At 61.7% G+C, this 18152-nt stretch carries 16 protein-coding genes; 14 read left to right on the top strand and 2 right to left on the bottom strand.

Annotated elements, in window-relative coordinates:
* The first annotated feature begins 208 nt into the window (after positions 1-208).
* The 12 genes from gbpA to gspM are packed head-to-tail and all read left to right on the top strand — an operon-like array spanning position 209 to position 11082.
* A complete protein-coding gene (gene gbpA / locus T3A99_RS10890) occupies positions 209-1675 on the top strand; it encodes an N-acetylglucosamine-binding protein GbpA (RefSeq protein WP_322834303.1) in 1467 nt (488 codons plus the stop codon).
* A gap of 55 nt (positions 1676-1730) precedes the next feature.
* Entirely contained in the window at positions 1731-2258 is a 528-nt protein-coding gene (locus tag T3A99_RS10885) for a type II secretion system protein N (protein ID WP_322834302.1), read from the top strand.
* A 9-nt stretch (positions 2259-2267) separates the two neighbouring features.
* The gene (gene gspD, locus T3A99_RS10880; RefSeq protein WP_322834301.1) at positions 2268-4187 is read left to right on the top strand and encodes a type II secretion system secretin GspD; all 1920 of its coding nucleotides are present in this window, start codon (positions 2268-2270) and stop codon (positions 4185-4187) included.
* Positions 4184-5656 (top strand): type II secretion system ATPase GspE, encoded by a 1473-nt coding sequence (gene gspE / locus T3A99_RS10875; protein WP_322834300.1) that lies wholly within the window; start codon positions 4184-4186, stop codon positions 5654-5656. The genes gspD and gspE overlap by 4 nt, the downstream gene beginning before the upstream one ends.
* Before the next feature lie 4 nt (positions 5657-5660).
* Complete coding sequence (gene gspF / locus T3A99_RS10870) at positions 5661-6869, top strand: type II secretion system inner membrane protein GspF (protein WP_322834299.1); 1209 nt, start codon at positions 5661-5663, stop codon at positions 6867-6869.
* Positions 6870-6872: 3 nt separating this feature from the next.
* Entirely contained in the window at positions 6873-7328 is a 456-nt protein-coding gene (gene gspG / locus T3A99_RS10865; protein WP_322834298.1) for a type II secretion system major pseudopilin GspG, read from the top strand.
* Positions 7325-7798 carry a type II secretion system minor pseudopilin GspH gene (gspH, locus tag T3A99_RS10860; RefSeq protein ID WP_416221551.1) on the top strand — a complete coding sequence of 158 codons (474 nt, stop codon included), beginning with the start codon at positions 7325-7327 and terminating at the stop codon, positions 7796-7798. Before gspG ends, gspH begins: the two co-directional genes overlap by 4 nt.
* On the top strand, positions 7791-8162 hold the full coding sequence (gene gspI / locus T3A99_RS10855; RefSeq protein WP_322834296.1) for a type II secretion system minor pseudopilin GspI: 372 nt from the start codon (positions 7791-7793) through the stop codon (positions 8160-8162). The genes gspH and gspI overlap by 8 nt, the downstream gene beginning before the upstream one ends.
* Positions 8155-8688 (top strand): type II secretion system protein GspJ, encoded by a 534-nt coding sequence (locus T3A99_RS10850; RefSeq protein WP_322834295.1) that lies wholly within the window; start codon positions 8155-8157, stop codon positions 8686-8688. The genes gspI and T3A99_RS10850 overlap by 8 nt, the downstream gene beginning before the upstream one ends.
* A complete protein-coding gene (locus tag T3A99_RS10845) occupies positions 8685-9527 on the top strand; it encodes a type II secretion system protein GspK (RefSeq protein ID WP_322834294.1) in 843 nt (280 codons plus the stop codon). The genes T3A99_RS10850 and T3A99_RS10845 overlap by 4 nt, the downstream gene beginning before the upstream one ends.
* Positions 9527-10630, top strand: coding sequence for a type II secretion system protein GspL (gspL, locus tag T3A99_RS10840; protein WP_322834293.1), 1104 nt, complete (start codon positions 9527-9529; stop codon positions 10628-10630). Before T3A99_RS10845 ends, gspL begins: the two co-directional genes overlap by 1 nt.
* Positions 10630-11082 (top strand): type II secretion system protein GspM, encoded by a 453-nt coding sequence (gspM, locus tag T3A99_RS10835; RefSeq protein ID WP_322834292.1) that lies wholly within the window; start codon positions 10630-10632, stop codon positions 11080-11082. Before gspL ends, gspM begins: the two co-directional genes overlap by 1 nt.
* A 35-nt stretch (positions 11083-11117) precedes the next feature.
* On the opposite strand, the gene T3A99_RS10830 is transcribed toward gspM, so the two are convergent.
* The gene (locus tag T3A99_RS10830) at positions 11118-12371 is read right to left on the bottom strand and encodes an MFS transporter (protein WP_223194559.1); all 1254 of its coding nucleotides are present in this window, start codon (positions 12369-12371) and stop codon (positions 11118-11120) included.
* A gap of 140 nt (positions 12372-12511) precedes the next feature.
* Here T3A99_RS10830 and T3A99_RS10825 point away from each other — a divergent pair, with 140 nt between their 5' ends.
* The gene (locus T3A99_RS10825; RefSeq protein ID WP_322834291.1) at positions 12512-13423 is read left to right on the top strand and encodes a LysR family transcriptional regulator; all 912 of its coding nucleotides are present in this window, start codon (positions 12512-12514) and stop codon (positions 13421-13423) included.
* Between the two features lie 59 nt (positions 13424-13482).
* Positions 13483-13926: a DUF2846 domain-containing protein gene (locus T3A99_RS10820; protein WP_047225955.1), complete on the top strand. Its 444-nt coding sequence runs from the start codon at positions 13483-13485 to the stop codon at positions 13924-13926.
* 123 nt (positions 13927-14049) lie between these two features.
* On the opposite strand, the gene T3A99_RS10815 is transcribed toward T3A99_RS10820, so the two are convergent.
* The gene (locus T3A99_RS10815) at positions 14050-18102 is read right to left on the bottom strand and encodes a dermonecrotic toxin domain-containing protein (protein ID WP_322834290.1); all 4053 of its coding nucleotides are present in this window, start codon (positions 18100-18102) and stop codon (positions 14050-14052) included.
* Positions 18103-18152 lie beyond the last annotated feature (50 nt).

Below are 18152 nucleotides of genomic sequence, written 5' to 3'. Positions count from 1 at the left end.
TTTGCCTGTAAGAAGTTTTTCTTCTGGACTCGGAAAAATAGATTCAGGGATTGTTCCTTCTATTTTGAGAGATTTTCCCTACATAGCGATTGTTCAAGTTTCCATTAAGGTTTCGGCGCTTGCCAGGCACAGCGCTGAGGGATCCGGTGTGCCTTCCAAGATGAAGTTTGTTAAATCTCCCAATCTCGATGAGTCGTCTGGAATTTATATGAAGATCAACTTTCACCAGAACAAGATGCTGACGGGTTTTGCTTGCTCGTTAGTTATGCTGTCCACCGTGGGGACATCCCAGGGTGCATTTGCCCATGGTTATCTTGAAGTACCGCCCTCACGTGCCTTGTTGTGCCAGAGAGGCGAAAATAAAAACTGCGGCGGCGCGCAATACGAACCGCAAAGTACGGGCGAAACTTTCAAAGGCTTTCCCAATGGCGCAGGCGGTGCGCCCCTCCAGGGCCCCGTCGATGGCAAGATCGCCAGCGGTGGCAACCCTTTGTTTTCCGCCCTCGATGCCCAGTCAGCCACGCGCTGGAACCTGACTGAACTCAGGGACCGCAACATCGCCTTTCAATGGCAATACACCGCCGCGCATCCTGCGACCAGGCATGAGTATTTCATTACCCGCGACGATTGGAAGCCGAACGAGCCGCTCAAGCGCGCGTCGTTCGACAGCGCGCCATTCTGTACGGTAGAGGGCGCCCATCAGATTCCGGAGGCAGGAGCCAAGCACCATTGCGTGATTCCCGACAGCAAGTCGGGTCATCACGTCATCCTGGCGGTCTGGACGGTTGGCGACACCGATAACGCGTTCTATGACCCGGCGGATGTGAACATCCTCGCCGAAGCGGCCTTGCCAGGTGGCTGGTTACCAGTGGGCAGCATTGCGCCTGCCGCGCCGTTGCTGGTGGGCGACAAGGTCAAGGCCCGAGCCTTTTCAGCCGCTGGTGAGAATGCTGAATACAGCGTGGAGATCGGCATCGATAACGCTGAAGAAGGTCGACCGGAAAACTGGTCGTTCAAGCTGGCCGATGCCATCAACCGGGCCCATACCTTGGTTCGCGCCGGTATCCGCGATGAGCAGGGCGACATCACCCCGATCAAAGGCATCAACAAACTGTATGCCCAGCAAGAGACCGGCGTGAACCGGTATGAAGTGCAGTTGCAAATGCAGGAAGACCCTGCCGCCAGCATGACCATTTCCTCTCTGCAGCCGGAGTATGTGCTCGACAAGGGGCGGGTCGACATGACGTTCACGGTGTCGACCAATCGCAGGATGAACCTCGAAGCCACCCTGTTCGATGAAAAGGACAAGCCGGTCGGCGTCGTAACCCAGGCCGTGGGCGAAGGCAGCAGTGGCCTGAGCATGGCGGTCCGTAGCGCGCCGGGTGCCCATACCCTGACGCTGGTGGGCACCACCGAGGACGGCAGGACCACGCGCCAGGAAACCCGGGAGGTCCCCCTGACCGGTGAAGGCGCGGGGATCGAATACGACTTCGTATTTCCCCAAGGCATCAGTGACTACGCCGCCGGTACGAAGGTATTGCAGCCCAAGACGGATGAAGTCTTCCAGTGCAAACCCTTCCCCGCGTCTGGCTATTGCAAGCAATACAGCCCTTCGGCGAACGGTTACGAGCCTGGGGTCGGTGCCCATTGGCACATGGCCTGGGAAAAGCTCTAAGACATGAGGCTCAGGGCTCCAGGTCATCCTGGGGCCCTGCAAGGGGAGCAGGCAAATGAATGCTTTTTTCCGGGCCAGCGGTGGCCTGCCGAAGGCGGTACTGGTGTCGGTGGCCTTGCTTTACGGGATTTTCCTGGCGTGGCAGGAGTGGCGTTTTCGGCAGGAGCTCAGGCGCGAAGTGCCGATGAGTGCGGCGCCGGTCGTGGCTCAGAGCGGCGCTACGCTCAACGTCCAGGCGGTGACCAGTGTGCTCGGCCTGGCCTCTCGAGAGGCCACGGCCCTCAGCGCCGAACCGATCACTCTGCAGGCCAGCTTCGTCAACGGCGGCGGATTGTCACGGGCGTTACTGGCCGATGCCACGGGGCCGCGCATTTATCAGGTCGGTGAGCGCCTGCCCGGCGGCAGCGTGTTGCGCCGGGTCGATGCCTCTCATGTGGTGTTGTGGCGCAACGGACGGGAGGAGCGGGTGGCCCTGCAACGCACGGGCGAGTCGTTCCTGCGCCGACTGCCTCCTGGAACCGGGGGGCAGCCTCCGTCTCGTTCCTCGCAATACCTACACCCGGTCGCCGGGTTATCAGAGTGATTTGAATCGATGAATAGTTTGATCCGGGGCCGTGCGTTGCGCGCCCTGTTGTGTCTCGGCCTGTTTGCCGTGCTGGTGCCGTCGTGGGCGCAGGAGGCTCAATGGCAGTTGGCGATGAACAATGCGGAACTGCGCGATGTCGTCGAGGAGATTTCGGCGATTCTCGGCCAGACCGTGGTGCTCGACCCGCGCGTCTCGGGACGCATCACTGTCATGTCCCGGCAGGCGCTGGATCGCGAGGGCGTGCGGCGGCTGTTCTATTCGGTGCTCGATGCGCACAACTTCACCGTGATCGACGAAGGCGAACGGATCCTGATCACGCCGGTCGTCGATGCGAGGACACGTGCTGGTCTCGACGACGCCAAGGACACCACGCCGTCCCAGTACGTCACCCGGGTCCTCGAGTTGCAATCGAGTATCGCCGCCGATATCGCCGGGTTGGTCCGGCCCCTGGTGTCGAGCAATGGCTACATCGGCCCTTCGGTCTCTTCCAACGCCTTAGTGGTGACCGACACTGCCGCCAATGTGCGACGTATCGCCCAAGTGGTGCGTCAGTTGGACTCGGGGCGCAATCGCAATCATGTCGTGCTGCGCTTGCGCCATGCCCAGGCCGGGGATATCGCGCCGGTCCTGGAAGCATCCGGCGGCAAGCGCGAGGGGGATGCGGCGGGTTCCGTGATTGCCGATCCCCGCAGCAACCACCTGGTGATCATCGGCGCGCCGATGGTGCGCCAGCGTCTGCTCGATCTGGCCCGGGCGCTGGATGTTCCGGCGGCTGCCTTCCAGGATAACGCGCGGGTCATTCGCCTTCACCACAGCGATGCCAGGCAGTTGGCCGAGGTGCTGGAAGCCGTCGGGCAAGAGAAAAAAACCACCGCGTCCCCGGGCGGCCAGCGGGATAGCGGTGCCGCCAACCCGTTCATGATCAAGGCTGATGAAAGCCAGAACGCCTTGGTGCTGATCGCCGAGCCCGCCCAGGTGCGTACCGTCGAGAGCATCGTTCGCGAACTCGATCAGCCTCGCGCCCAGGTGCTGATCCACGCGGCCATCGTCGAGATTTCCGGGGATACCGCCGAAGCGCTGGGGGTGCAGTGGAGTCTTAATACCGGCAACGCGTCAGGGTTCATCAATTTTCCGGGAACCAACATTCCGATCACGGGTGGGCTGGACGCCAATGCCCTGAAAGACGACGCGGAAGGCGCGGTCCTGCGACTCGGAGGAGACCGCTTCAGTGCGCTGGTCTCGGCATTGGCGAGCAATACCCGCAGCAATCTGCTGTCCACGCCCAGCCTATTGACGCTGGATAACCAGGAAGCGGAAATCATCGTCGGCCAGAACGTCCCGTTCAAGACGGGTTCCTACGCCACCAACAGCAGTGGTGCGGACAACCCGTTCACCACCGTGGAGCGCAAGGACGTCGGCATCAGCCTCAGGATCAAGCCCTACATCAATGAAGGTTCCACCCTGCGCCTCGATGTCCAGCAGGAAGTCTCGGACATCGCACCGGCTGTCTCCGGCGTGGATTCCTCGGACCTGATTACCAACAAGCGTGCCCTCAAGAGCACGATCCTGGCAGACGATGGTGAGATCATCGTGATCGGTGGCCTGATTCGCGACAGTGTCCGCACCCAGGAAAGCGGCGTGCCGCTGTTGCGCAGCATTCCCTACCTGGGCGCGCTGTTTCGCTGGACCCGCGATACCCAGACCAAAAGCAACCTGATGGTGTTCCTGCGCCCGACCATTGTGCGTAGCAAAGAAGGCCTGGCCGATGTGAGCCGTCAGCGCTACGACGCGCTTCGAGAGCTGAGTAAACCCGGCTCGCGGAAAAATAATTCGCTGTTGCTGCCTCGGGACGCCCGCGAGTTGTTCGAACCAGCCGCCGACGCGCCGCTGGCAGAGCCGCGCCAACAGACTCCGGGTGTCCTGTGAGTGATCCACAGGCCTCGTTGCCCTTTGGTTTTGCCCGGCGCCTGGGCGTGCTGTTGGAAGGCGAGGGCCCGGCCTTGCGCCTGGTGATGCGCCGCGATACACCGTTGACCGCGCTGGCCGAGGTTTGGCGCTGGTGTGGTCGGGAGTTGCCCATCCAGGTGCTGGAGCCGGCGCCGTTCGCTACGCGCCTGGCTTGCGTTTACCGCCAGGGCCAGAGCGCCGCCGAGCAGGTTGCCCAAGGACTGGACGAGGAGCTGGACCTGCTCAGCCTGGCCGATCAAGTGCCGCAGACCACCGACCTACTGGAGCAGCAGGGCGATGCGCCGATCATCCGGTTGATCAATGCCCTGCTCAGCGAAGCGGTCCGCGAACAGGCCTCGGATGTGCATCTGGAAACGTTCGAGCAGTACCTGTCGGTCCGCATGCGCATCGACGGCCAGTTACAGGAAATGCTGCGCCCGCGCCGGGAACTGGCGAGCCTGTTGGTGTCGCGGATCAAGGTCATGGCACGCCTGGACATCGCTGAAAAACGTGTGCCCCAGGACGGGCGCATGGCGTTGCGGCTGGCTGGGCATGAAGTCGATGTGCGAGTCTCGACCCTGCCTTCGGCCCATGGCGAGCGAGTGGTGTTGCGTCTGCTCGACAAGCAGGCCGGGCGCCTGGATCTGATCCGCCTGGGCCTGCCGGATGACACCCTGGCAGACCTGCGTCGGTTGCTCGGCAAACCTCACGGCATCGTGCTGGTGACCGGCCCCACGGGCTCGGGGAAAACCACCAGCCTGTACGCGGCGCTGAGCAGCATCAACGACCAGAGCCGCAACATCCTCACCGTCGAAGACCCGATCGAATATCACCTGCCGGGTATCGGCCAGATGCCGGTCAATCCGAAAGTCGACATGACCTTTGCCCGGGGCTTGCGAGCGATTTTGCGTCAGGACCCGGATGTGGTGATGGTGGGCGAGATCCGCGATCGTGAGACCGCCGAAATCGCGGTGCAGGCGTCCCTGACCGGTCATCTGGTGCTCTCGACCCTGCACACCAACACCGCCGTGGGCGCGGTTACGCGACTGAAGGACATGGGCCTGGACGCCTATCTGCTGGCCTCATCCCTGGCGGGCATTGTGGCCCAGCGCTTGTTGCGCACCTTGTGTCCATCCTGCAAGACGCCCTATGTGGCCGACGCTGCAACCTGTCGGCGCTTGGGGCTCGACGCCAACGCCGCGCCACGGTTGTTCAAGGCCCGGGGCTGCGAGCAATGCCAGAAAGGTTTTCGCGGGCGCATAGGCATCTATGAACTGGTGAGTGTCAGCACCACGTTGTCTCAATTGATTCATCAGGGCGCCCCTGAGCAGGCGCTGACCCTTGAGGCGCGCAAAACCTCCCGCAGCCTGTTTCAGGACGGGTGCCAGCGGGTTCTGGAAGGCCTGACCAGTGTCGATGAACTGCTGCGCATCACCCAGGAGGATTAGCCCCATGCCGACCTTCGACTATCGAGCAGAGGATGCCCGGGGCCGACGCTGCAAAGGCCGCGTGGAAGCCGACAACCCTCGTCATGCCCGTCAGTTGCTGCGCGGGCGCGGCTTGCTGCCCAGCGAACTGCACGAAGCGAAGGCGCAACGAACCCTGGGCACTCGGCACGCCGGGGGGCGTTTGAGCCCGGCGGATCTGGCGTTGCTGACGTTGCAGCTGTCCACCTTGATTCAGGCCGGCCTGCCCCTCGAAGAGGCCCTCGGCGCCGTCGCCCAACAAAGCCAGAAGCGGCGCGTTGCAAGCCTGCTGTCGGCGGTACGCGGTCGTGTGATGGAAGGTCACGCCCTGGCCACGGCGCTGGCGGCGTTTCCCCAGGCGTTTCCCGAGCTGTTCTGCGCCACGGTTGCTGCCGGCGAACAGTCCGGCCACTTGGGCCTGGTGCTGGAGCAGTTGGCGGCCTACACCCAGGCACGCCAGGCATCGCGCCAACGCATTCAACTGGCGTTGGTGTATCCGCTGATTCTGATGCTGGCCTGCGTCGCGATTGTCGCCTTCCTGTTGGGGTACGTGGTGCCGGATGTGGTGAAGATATTCGTCGACAGCGGCCAATCGTTGCCCTGGCTGACCGAGGCGCTGATCGTCCTGAGTGACGGATTGCGTCGCTATGGCTTCTCGCTGCTCGGGCTGCTGGTCGGGTTGCTCGGGTTGTGGCGCTGGAGCCTGCGCCAACCTGCTTGGCGCCTGCGCTGGCATCGTCTGTTGCTCAAGCTGCCTGTGTTCGGCGAGGTGCTGCGGGCGATGGAGGCGGCCCGATTCGCCAGCACCCTGGCGATCCTCAGCAAAAGTGCCGTGCCGCTGGTGGATGCCCTGCGCATCGCCGCGCAGGTGATCGGCAACCTGACGATCCGTGCCCGCATGGCTGACGTCGCCCGTTCGGTCCGCGAGGGCGGGACCCTGACCCGTGGCCTGGAGCTTGGCGGGGATATTCCGCCACTGATGCTGCACATGATCGCCAGCGGCGAACGGGCCGGTGAACTCGACAGCATGCTGGCCCGGGCCGCCGAACAACAGGAGGCCAGCCTCGCGGCGCGTATCGCGCTGGTGGTGAGCCTTTTCGAACCGGCCATGCTGGTGCTGATGGGCGGCGTCGTGCTGCTGATTGTCATGGCCATCCTGCTTCCAATCCTGAGCCTCAACCAATTGGTGAATTGACCCATGAAACTTCAGCACAACCGACTTGCACGCCTTCAGCGCGGCTTTACCCTGATCGAAATCATGGTGGTGGTGGTCATCATCGGCGTCCTGGGCGCCATTGTGGTGCCGCAGTTCATGAGCCGGCCCGATCAAGCCAAGGCCACGGCCGCGCGAACCGATATCCAGGCGATTGCCACGGCCCTGGAGATGTACCGCCTGGACAACTATCACTATCCATCGACCCAACAGGGGCTGGAGGCGTTGAGCAAGCGTCCCTCCGGCACCCCCGCGGCCAGTAACTGGAACCCCCAGGGGTATCTGAAAAACCTGCCGGTCGATCCCTGGGGCACGCCCTATCAATACCTCAACCCGGGCCTCAAATCGGCCGATGGCAGCTATGACCTGTACTCCCTGGGCGCCGATGGCTTGTCGGGAGGGGAGGGGATGGCGGCCGACATAGGCAATTGGGCGCAATGAAAATGGGACGAGATTGTCGAGGATTCACCTTGCTGGAGCTGATGATCGTCATCGTCCTGATCGGGATGCTGGCGGGCATGGTCAGCCTGGCCAGCGGTCCGAGCCCGGCGCGCCAGGCCCGACAGCAGGCCGAGGATTTCATCCGCGTGGTGCAGCAACTGCGCGAACGGGCGGTGCTGGATGCCCGTGAATATGGCCTGCGCCTGCAGTCTCGCGCCTACCAGCCAGTACGGCTCGAAGCCCGGGGCTGGACGGCGGTGACGTCTTTGCATTGGTTGCCGGAAAACCTGACGCTTGGGCTTGAGCAAGATGGCCAGATCCTGCCGCTCGACGATGTCCGGGACACACCGCAACTGCTGATGCTCAGCAGTGACGAAATCAGTCCGTTCAGGCTGTTCATCAAGGTGACCGGACAGACCTTGTTGCAGGTGTCGAGCGATGGTGTGGCGGAGCCGTTCGTTCATGAATAGCACCGATAGCCAAGGGTTCACGCTGCTGGAAGTCATGATTGCGCTGGCGGTTTTCGCAACGATGGCGGCGGCGATGTTGTCGGCCAGCCAGTTCGTGCTTAAGCAAAGCGTCGTGCTTGAGGAGCGTCTGTTCGCTGCCTGGCTGGCGGACAACCAACTGAGCGAGCTGCGCCTGCAAAGAGCGACGCCAAAGGGGCAGCAGCGTTTGAGTCGAGACCTGGGCCAGCGCGACTGGATCCTGCAGCAGCATATCGTCCCGGCCCGCGATCCGCGCCTGCTCAAGGTCGAGATCCAGGTCAGCCGTGCCGGCAGTTCGTCCGTTGCCCACCGCACCACCGGATGGATTGGCAATCGTCATGAATGAACAGTCGGGTTTCACATTATTGGAGCTGGTTATCGCCATCGCGCTGTTTGCCTTGCTCGGCCTGGCGGGTTGGCGTCTGTTCGAGGGTGTCTTGCGTACACAGCAGGGTACCGGCCAGCATGAGCGCGACATCAGAAGCCTGCAGCGTGCCGTGGGGGTGATCGAGCGAGATGCCTGGCAGGCGGTCGCCGGCTCTGCCGAACTCGCGTCGGGGCGCCTGCAACTGCACCGTAGCCATTGGCGCAATCCACTGGACCTGCCGCGCAGTGAACGGCAAGTCGTGCAGTATCGACTCGAGGGGGCCGCGCTATGGCGCGACAGTCGCGGCGAAGGCGCGGCTGGCCCGCAGCAGCAGAAACTGTTGGATGATGTACGCAGCCTGAGCTGGCGACTGTTCGACCCGGAACAGGGCTGGTACACCGAAACGCGGAACGAGCAATCGCCTCTGGCGCTGGAACTGGTCGTCTCGACAGGGCGTTTCGAACAGATTCGTCGAGTGCTGCTATTGCCGGGAGCCTTGCCATGAGCCGACAACGAGGCGCGGCGCTGATCAGTGTGCTGCTGGTCCTCAGCCTGGCGTTGCTCCTCACCGCTGGCATGCTACGCAGTCATCGCCTGCTGTTGCAGGGCAGTGCGCAGCAGTTGCATCAGGTCCAGTTGCGTCAACTGGCGCTGGCCGGTGAAGCCTGGGCCCGGAGCGTCCTGCAAGACAGTGCCAGCGCGCCATCGGGGCAGGTGGACTTGAGCCAGGCGTGGGCCCGGCAAGAGCCGGCGTTCGAAGAAGAGGCCGATATCCGCGTCGAGATCCATGACCTCTCCGGGCGCCTGAACCTCAACGCATTGACCACCCAGGGACAGATCGATCAGCTCACGCTGGAGCGCTGGCCGCGATTGCTGGCCTTACTGGATCTGCCCGAACTGTCCTTGCCTCAGGTCGGATTGATACAGGAGTTGAGTCAGTTGCGCCTGTTGCCGGGCATAGACGGCCAGACACTGCGGCGCCTGGAACCCTGGGTGGCGGTACTGCCCCGGGAAGCTCGGCTGAACATCAATACCGCGCCACGACTGTTGTTGATGACCCTGGACGGTATGGAACAGGCGTCGGCCGATGCGCTGATCAACCAGCGTCCTCACACGCCGTACCACAGTGTGCCGGCCTTCACGAATGACCCTTTGCTGGCCGGCCTGGGCATCCGCGGCCATGGGCTGGGCGTGAGCAGCCGCTGGTTCCGGATCAGGGTGGACGTGGCCTTCGCAGACCGTCAGCTGCGGCTGGTCTCGGACATTGAGCGCAACCCTGACACCGGTCGTTGGACTGTGCTTCAGCGTCGTTTCCAACCCCTGCTTCCCAGCGAGTTCCATTGATGAAAACCTGGCTTTACCTCACCGCCGAAGGCATGGACGCCCTCAGTCCCGACTGGCCATGTTGTGTCTGGTCGGTCGCGGCCGAGCGCCGCTGCCTGCCTCTGCACGAAGCTGCCCAGGCGCTGCGTGGGCGAGTCGTCGACGTGCTGCTGCCGATGGAGATGTGCAGTTGGTTCCAGAGCGATCCATGGCCTTCCCGACGCCAGCCAAAACCCCAGGCACTCGCGTTCGCCATCGAAGAACAACTGAGCGAGAACCTGGAAGCGTTGCACATCTGTGCCAGTGTTCGAGACCGTCGGCAGCGCTACGCGGTGATGGTGACTCAACGGGCCCGGTTCCAGGCGCTGCTGGCGTTGCTCGCGGCGCACGAAGTGGATATGCGCGCCATGCATGTCGATGCCGACCTGTTGCCCGATGATGCGGCCTTTGGCGTGCGCTGGTTTGGTCGCTGGTTGCTGGGTGGCGCCCTTGCGGCACGCCTGTCGCTGTCGGCCCGGGCCCTTGCCACGCTCAAGCCTGACCTGCCCGAGGACATCCATTGGCTGGACGAGGAGCGGGACCGCCCGGGTATCGATGAGTGGTTGCTGGCCGCTGATGGACATCCTATCGACTTGTTGCAGGGGGAGTTCCGTCAACGTCGACAACGTCTGCCATGGCGTGGCATGGCGGCTGGTGCGTTGGGATTATGCTTGCTGACCTGGGGCGCCAGCGAAGCTCGCATCGGATTTCTTGAACACGAAGCCCGGCTTTTGCAGGTCCAGAGCGAGCAGCGATTCCGGTTGCTGTATCCCGATCAAGAACGGATTGTCGACCTGGCGGCGCAGTTCCAGGCGTTGCAGAGTCATCGCGAGCAAAGACGGGAGACCCGGGTCGCGCGTCTGGTCCAACTGACGGAACAGGTCATCGGCGCCAGCGACGTCGAGGTACTGCGCATCGATTTTCGGATCGATGACGGCTGGAAAATCCGACTGTCCGCCAACAGCTTCGTCGAGCTGGAGCAACTGCGTGAACGTGGGCTTAAAAGCGGACGGCCCCTCACCCTGGTCAACGCCAGCAAGCAGAACGATCGGGTTCAAGCCACTCTCGCACTGGAGAGCAATTGATGGGTTTCAAGGAATGGCAGCGCTGCAAACAGGTCTGGGAAAGTATGTCGCACCGTGAGCAACGGTTGCTGTCGGGGCTTGTCGGACTTGTGCTGGTAATCGTGAGTTACACCTCGATCTGGCAGCCCACCCGACATCGGCTCGACCTGGCCGAGCGTCAGTATTGGCAGCAGGCCGAACTCGCTGCCCGGATCCAGCGCCTGGAACCCACCGGCGCTACGACCGCCACGAGCTCTTTGTCCGTCAGGATCAACGACAGTGCGACGGCCGCGGGGCTGGAGCTGGCGGAGCTGGAGATCGACGGTGATTCGTTACGGCTTGCCGTCAGTGGCGATGCCAATCGACTGCTCGACTGGCTGGACCGACACGAGCGGGACGGCGCCACCTTGCAGGTGCTGAGCCTGGAAGTGCGCAACGGTGTCCTGGACGCGCGGATGGTGTTGGGGCAATGACTTGAGCGGCGGGCCAGCGCCTGAACAGTGTCCGCTCAAACCTGAGCGTTGCCCGGCAACACCGGCAACTTCGCCAGTTTCACCGCCACCAGCAACGCCACCACCAGCAAGCCGCCGATGAACAGGCTGACACCGTTCCATCCGCCCAGATGCCAGGCTACCCCGCCAGCCGTACCTGCGACGCTGGAGCCGGCGTAGTAGCTGAACAGGTACAACGACGAGGCCTGTCCCTTGGCTTTGGTTGCGCGGCGGCCGATCCAGCTGCTGGCGACCGAGTGAGCGCCGAAGAAGCCGAAGGTGAACACCAGCATGCCCAGGATCACCAGCCACAGCGGCGTGGTCATGGTCAGCGCAAGACCGGCCAGCATCAGCGCGATGGTCGCCCAGAGCATTTTGCGCCGGCCGTGTTTGTCGGCCAGTGCGCCGACTTTCGCCGAGCTGTAGATACCCGACAGGTAGACCACCGAGAGCAACCCGACAAAGGCCTGGTCCAAGTGATAAGGCCCGGCCAGCAGGCGATAGCCGATGTAGTTGAACAGCGTCACGAATGCACCCATCAATACGAAGGCTTCGAGAAACAACAGCGGCAACCCGGCATCGCGAAAGTGCATGGTGAAACCGTCCAGCAAGCTGCGCGGATGCAGCGAGCGGGGGCGGAAATTGCGTGACTCGGGAAGAATCCTCCAGAACACCGCCGCCGCGATCAAGGCCAGGCCACCGACCACCAACATCGCGGCGTGCCAGCTGACGAAGTCAATCAGCACCCCGGCGATCAAGCGGCCGCTCATGCCTCCGATGGCGTTGCCGGCGATGTACAAGCCCATCGCCAGGCCAATGTGCTTGGGATGGATTTCTTCACCCAGGTAAGTCATCGCGACTGCCGCCACGCCGCTCAACGACAGCCCCACCAGGGCACGCAGCACCAGTACACCCTGCCAGGTCGGCATCATCGCGCTGGCAATGGTGCACAACGCCGCGGCAAACAGCGCCGCGACCATCACTGACTTGCGGCCGATGCGATCGGAAATCGGGCCGGTGATCAGCAGCCCGACGGCGAGCAGGCCGGTCGCCACCGACAGGATCAAACTGCTCTGGGCGGCATTGATGGAAAACTCTTCGGAGAGCAGCGGCATCATCGGTTGCACGCAATACAACAGGGCGAAGGTCGCAAAACCGCCACAAAACAACGCCAGCACCGTACGCATGAACAACGGTGTGCCTTTTTCAATGTAAATGTCTTTGCGTCCGGTGACGCCATCATCGGCAGGCGGCGGGATCTCATGGGCCAGTGGAGCGACAGCAGTTTTCACGGTGAACCTCGCAGGAGCACGACCAGGCAGGCAATGGAAAAAGCATATAGCCGGTTAATGTTTCTATCCAATATATTGTTCGACCTGTTTAAGACGTTCTACGACCTATTGGATTGCTTATGGAACTGCGTCATCTGCGTTACTTCATAGCCGTTGCCGAAGAACTGCATTTTGGTCGCGCCGCGCTGGCGCTGGGCATCTCCCAGCCGCCCCTTAGCCAGCAGATCCAGGCACTGGAGCAAGAGATCGGCGCGCGGCTGTTCAATCGCACCAATCGTCGCGTCGAACTGAGTGAAGCCGGACGTTTGTTTCTCGAAGAGGCCCGACAGGTGTTGGCCCAGGTCGACAAGGCCGCCGATGTCGCCCGCCGCGCAGAGTTGGGCGAACTGGGCGAGCTGAAAATCGGCTTCACATCATCGGCGCCTTTCAACTCCACCATCCCCCAGGCGATTTTCACGTTTCGCCAGCGCTTTCCCGCCGTACACCTGAACCTTCGGGAAATGAGCAGCACCCAAGTGGCTGACGCCCTGGTGGACGAGGCAATCGAGGTGGGCATCATGCGGCCCTTGCCGCTGCCCGACTCCCTGCAGGAGATCGAATTGAGCCGCGAGCCGCTGGTGGCCGTGCTCAGTTCCAAGCATCCACTGGCCCAGGGCAGCGAAGGGGGCCTGTTCCTCTCTGCACTGGCCCAGGAACCGTTCGTGTTCTTCCCCCGCAGCTACGGCAGCGGCCTCTATGCACAACTCCTGAGCCTGGCCCGCGACGCCGGCTTCAGCCCGAACTTCGCCCAGGAGGCCGGTGAGGCCATGACCATCATCGGCCTGGTGGCGGCGGGGCTGGGCGTCTCGGTCCTGCCGGCGTCCTACCAGCGCATGCGTATTGACGGCGTGGTCTACCGGCCACTGCTTGATCCGGCGGCAATGTCGGCGGTGTGGCTGGTGCAACGCAAGGATCAGTGCTCGCCGATGGCAAGGGCGTTTGTGGAGTTGTTGACCAATAGGGGACAACAACTTATGCCGGAAGAAGCCTGAATATTTGCATGTGTCAGCCGATAACCCGTTGTTCGACCCACAAACCATGGAGAAACAGGATGTTCAAGCAGTTGACCTTCACCGCTTTGCTGGCAGTCGCCGCGCTGACCACGGGCTGCGCTTCGGTAAAAATGGCGGATGACACTCAGGATGCTCAGGCAAAAACATTCCAGACTGTCCCCGACAAAGCCAACATCTACCTTTATCGCAACGAGAGCATGGGCGCTGGCGTAAAAATGCCGGTGACGCTCAACGGTAAAGCTGTAGGCCAGACTGTCGCTAAGTCGTACTTGATGCTGTCAGTACCGGCTGGCCAGCAGACCCTGGTGTCATCAGCGGAGAACGACTCAGAGCTCAAGCTCAGCACAGAAGCCGGGAAAAACTATTTCGTCTGGCAGGAAGTGAAAGTGGGCTTCATCAAAGCGCGGAACAACCTGCAGGTTGTCGATGAAAAAACCGGCCGCGCCGGAGTGGCTGAAAGCAAATTGATTCAGGCCCAATAACTCGACTGCTTGCACCGAGCTATTCATTGAAGGGCGCCCAAAGGCGCCCTTCGTCGTTCATGGCCGCATCATCGGTCTGTACAAACCCAGCGGGAAAACCGTCTGCGATGAACGACTCTTTACTTAACCCTCCCAAACCGTCGCAGGCCTATTGACGTGATAGTCATAAAACCCTTGAAGGGTCCAGGTATCGCCCTTGCGTTCAAAGGCAGCGCGCCATGCGCCTCTGCCACTTCCGGGTGACAGTTGCGCCATGTCGTACCAGTAATACCGGTTGATGCGCTTGGTGGTGACCCGGCCTGCACGAATGTCAGCCATGATTTCCGTTATTTTCGTTTTGGCTGCCTCAGTAAAAGTGTCATATGACATCTGTGACTCGGCCAGCAGGCTGGTGCTTGTCGAAAATTTGTCTGCGACAACCGGGCCTTCCGCAACAGCGAGGTGGGCGGTCGCGGCCGCAGGCTTGCCGGTGACTTTCTTCGTCGGGACTTGGGTCACGACCTCGATATCAAACGTGTCGTAGTTCGAGAGGTTTTTACTGAAGTTCGTGATGTCCTCGCCGGTGACCAATAATGTTTTCCGCTGCGACTTGCCCTTGTTGACGATGACATAAGGAATCTTATGGTTGCGGATTTCGGTCAGGAGGCCGGGCTTGTGTCTTTTTTTCATCTCGTCCCTGAACGCGCTGAGTTTGTTACTTTTATACGCCCGGAAATTTTCAGGGTGCTGTTTATATTGTTCCCTGGCCGCTTCCACCTCGGGTCCCGTCCCTGAGTACCGCTCGCCCAGATCGACCCAGACGCGCTTTTCCGCTGCCTCGACCACGTCATGAATATCGTCCTGGATTTTAGTCATGGCGGCTTTCTTTTTCCCCTGTTCAGGGATGATGGTAATGAATGACGCGCCGGTGAGATTGTCGGGCAAGGAGGACATCATCATCTTGAAGTTGCCTTCGCTGTCGAAAAGCTCCCTTTTTAGCGGCAGGGTCATGTCGAATACTTTTATCTTTTGAGCGGCCGTCAGCTGGATCCCTCTTGCCTGGGAGTCGATGTCTCTGGTGCAGTAGTCGACGGCCTGCCATACGTTGTATTTATACAGCAGGCTGTCGTGGGCCTTTTTATGTTGCGTGAGGTCCTGGTGTCCTTTGTTTATCCAGTTTATTCGTGAGCGATAAGTGTCTATGTCGCGTACGTGGATGTCATTCATGCTCTCGCGCACGATACGCTCTGCCAGTTCCTCGGGCATCGAGTAGATGACTTTTTTTGCCGTATTCACCACTGCCCGAGACGGCCACTGATGGTCGACGAGGACGCCCTCTACCAACGCGTTATAGGTTTTCTGTTGCGGGGTTTCCGGAGTCCGACCGAACAGGCTTTGTATGACTCCACCACCGAGCAGCCGTTTTGGTTCTTCGATCTGCCAGCGGCCATTTTCCCAGGTTACCGTCCGCTGGTCGGTACGGTTGTTCGGCCCGTAGATGATTCGTTCGCCTGCTTGTATGGCGGTTTTGCAGTAGTCCTTCCCCAGCTTCAGATAGCCCTGCCCACCGGCGTCCCTGTACCGATTGCGCCCCTCGGGCACCAGTCCCTTGCCGTCGAACCCTTTGAGGATGAACGGTTCGAGCTCCGGGTCCGGCATGCGGGGCAAGGCTGAGAGCGCCGGGCGAGGCTTACCTCGGCGCCGTGCCGCGCGGGACATGATCAGGTCCTGACCGCCCTCTGCCAGTACCTCACCGAGCCCGCTGATAAGATCACTCGTCCACTGGCTGAAGCTGCCCCCTTCATCCTTTATCGCCGACACCGCAGCGCCGCCGGTCATCACGGGCAGAATCGCGCGGCCCAGTACCCCACCCAGCCGGCCTGCATAGAACATTGACATCGCCCCCGTCAGTAGCATGACTGCAGTCCTGCGCCCATCTTGTGCCGCTGTGCTGTCGCGCTCGGCGTTGGTCACGGTCAGCAGGTCCGCCGTCTGGATCGCGTGGGTGATCTGCGTCTCATGCAGCGCTTTGAAAAGGTTGCCTTTAACCACGGGCGAATAGACTTTCAATGCGAAGTCGTCCTGAACCCTGTGCTTGATCCAGGAGAACGTGGGTTGCGTCACTTTCTTGATCTTCTCGTTGAGGGTCAGGTTTTCCGCGGACGGCACCAGGCTGGCAAGCTGATCGGCTTGCTTGAGCAGCGGCAGGTGCGAAATCAGCCAGCGGGTCATTTCCGGCGTGGCGGTGAGCGTCCGCACCAGGGCCGCCTCCAGCTCCCGGTCGCTTCCGGCATCGACGTCCCTGAACTGCTTGCCGTCCGGTGCTTCTGGTGTGTACAGGGTCAACGAAGGCCGGCTGCCAAGGGTCTTCACCCCAAAGGCCAGCAGCTCCTTGAGTACGCTGTCACCCCACTGGATCTGGCGGACCACCACCTCGTGTCCGTTGACCTTGCTGCGCCCCTGCGGCGTCGGGCTGTCCAGCGCCGCCAGCACCAGGTTCAGCCCGGTATTGTCCTTGTCGTGGGTAAAGTCGCCCGAGATATGGGCGGCCCACGCCTGCGCCCGCATCTGTTTGGCCTTCAGGGACATCCACTGTGCTTGCTGCTCCCGGGCTGCGAGCTGCAACGCGGGCGAGAGCCGGGCACCGATGTTTGCCCGTTCAATGACTTCTACAATCTGCGCAAAACTCAGCGGACCTTCCACCGTGGTGTCGCTGGCCGTGCGTTCCTCCGGCGTCAGGTTGGACATTGCCCACTGCGTCAGGGAGCGGCGGTCATCAAATTGGCCCTTCACCTTGCCCGACGAGAGCCCGGAGCCGAATGGTGACTCGCCTGTCGGGGCGTGCGGATCGAGCAGATGCTTGCGGATACTCAGAGAGACCTGGTCAGGATCGACCGGTGGGTACTTCTCCTTGATGAACCTGGCAAGCAGGGTGCGAGTCCGGTCATGAAGGGCGTCAGGGGTTGCCAGGGTGACCGGGTCCGGCGGTGGTGGCGAATCTGTCAGGGTTTGCTGCAAGTCCTGCACGGCCTTCCACCAGGCCAGACGGTCGCTGCCGATAACGTTAGGGGCGCGGTGCAGCCAGTCGTGCAGTTTTTTCCGGTTCAGCCGTAACTCGCGCTCGTCCATGGCGCCGGCCAGATCCAGCTTGTGCCTGAGGTCCGCCGCCGCATCTATCCTGGCCATCCAGGTGGTGAGACTCTCTCCCTCTGCCGGGCCGCTGGATAGAACCTCGCTCACGGCGGTTTTCTGCGCCGCTCGCAGGTCAGTGACCAGGCGAGCGAGAAAGTTCTGCGCCATTGACGCCGTGCTCACCGTATCCTGAGTGCCGTCTTCCACCAGGCTGGCCTTCAACGTCGTCAAGTCAGCGTAAACCTCCAGTGGGCTACCCGGGCTGCATAGCACCGCGCCCCCCGGATGATCGGCATTATCATGCTGCGTCAGCGCAACCGCCCCCGGCATCGGTACGCTGAACCCCCACCCTTCGGGGGTCAGATTCAAACCGTAGACCCCGGGCCGGACACGCTCCGCCAGCTTGACACGGGACGCGCCGTCCGGCGCCGACAGGGCGAAGTCCGCCACCGCTTTGTGCATCGGCAGGCTCAACACAGCGTCCTGCCGGTGGAGATCCGCCTGTGCCTTGAGTTGCGTGCCGAACTCATCGGCCAGCCAGTCGCTGACACTGCGGCCTTGGCTGAACTCGGCAGGTTTATCCCAAAAATGCTCCAGCGCCCGCTCCAGCAGTCGTGCATGAGACGCGGGCGTGACGCTTATCCGCCGCCTGATCTCTTCCTTTGCGTCACGACTATTGAGGACTGCCGGCATTTGCGTGGCATCATCCTTACCCGTGACGATGTCGATGTTGTCCAATTCGAGGAAGAACTCGCGCGCGTTGATCTCGCCGGCGATCGCGCGCCAGAAAAGCGTATCGAGGGGAACAGTCTGCACCACCGTTCGTTTTGAAGTCGGCTCGTCCTGCCGCCGGCACACCAGTATGTCTTTGGCTACCAGAGTGTTCGCCAGGCTGGGAAAGGCTTTCGCCAGCCAGTACTCCATATGTTGGGCTGTCACCTTCGACGCACGCGGAACGGCGCCGTTCAGGTGGATCATCTGCTGCTGCGAGGCATTGAGCCGGTTTATCAGCGCAGCACTTTTGGCCATGGCACTGTCGGCCTGTAACGGGTTGTCTTCCAGCATGTTCTCTTCCTGAGAAATTTTCGGAAGGAGCAACCTATGGGAGAAGAATG

Source organism: Pseudomonas sp. N-137, from assembly GCF_034555295.1.
Taxonomy (GTDB): Bacteria; Pseudomonadota; Gammaproteobacteria; order Pseudomonadales; family Pseudomonadaceae; genus Aquipseudomonas; species Aquipseudomonas rhizophila.
Note: the sequence above shows the minus strand (reverse complement) of the source record. Positions and strands in the feature narration are given on the sequence as shown.

Coding starts and splice junctions, on each gene's coding strand:
- gbpA (WP_322834303.1), top strand. CDS start 209: ATGAAGATCAACTTTCACCAGAACAAGATGCTGACGGGTTTTGCTTGC.
- T3A99_RS10885 (WP_322834302.1), top strand. CDS start 1,731: ATGAATGCTTTTTTCCGGGCCAGCGGTGGCCTGCCGAAGGCGGTACTG.
- gspD (WP_322834301.1), top strand. CDS start 2,268: ATGAATAGTTTGATCCGGGGCCGTGCGTTGCGCGCCCTGTTGTGTCTC.
- gspF (WP_322834299.1), top strand. CDS start 5,661: ATGCCGACCTTCGACTATCGAGCAGAGGATGCCCGGGGCCGACGCTGC.
- gspG (WP_322834298.1), top strand. CDS start 6,873: ATGAAACTTCAGCACAACCGACTTGCACGCCTTCAGCGCGGCTTTACC.
- gspH (WP_416221551.1), top strand. CDS start 7,325: ATGAAAATGGGACGAGATTGTCGAGGATTCACCTTGCTGGAGCTGATG.
- gspI (WP_322834296.1), top strand. CDS start 7,791: ATGAATAGCACCGATAGCCAAGGGTTCACGCTGCTGGAAGTCATGATT.
- T3A99_RS10850 (WP_322834295.1), top strand. CDS start 8,155: ATGAATGAACAGTCGGGTTTCACATTATTGGAGCTGGTTATCGCCATC.
- T3A99_RS10845 (WP_322834294.1), top strand. CDS start 8,685: ATGAGCCGACAACGAGGCGCGGCGCTGATCAGTGTGCTGCTGGTCCTC.
- gspL (WP_322834293.1), top strand. CDS start 9,527: ATGAAAACCTGGCTTTACCTCACCGCCGAAGGCATGGACGCCCTCAGT.
- gspM (WP_322834292.1), top strand. CDS start 10,630: ATGGGTTTCAAGGAATGGCAGCGCTGCAAACAGGTCTGGGAAAGTATG.
- T3A99_RS10825 (WP_322834291.1), top strand. CDS start 12,512: ATGGAACTGCGTCATCTGCGTTACTTCATAGCCGTTGCCGAAGAACTG.
- T3A99_RS10820 (WP_047225955.1), top strand. CDS start 13,483: ATGTTCAAGCAGTTGACCTTCACCGCTTTGCTGGCAGTCGCCGCGCTG.
- T3A99_RS10815 (WP_322834290.1), bottom strand. CDS start 18,102: ATGCTGGAAGACAACCCGTTACAGGCCGACAGTGCCATGGCCAAAAGT.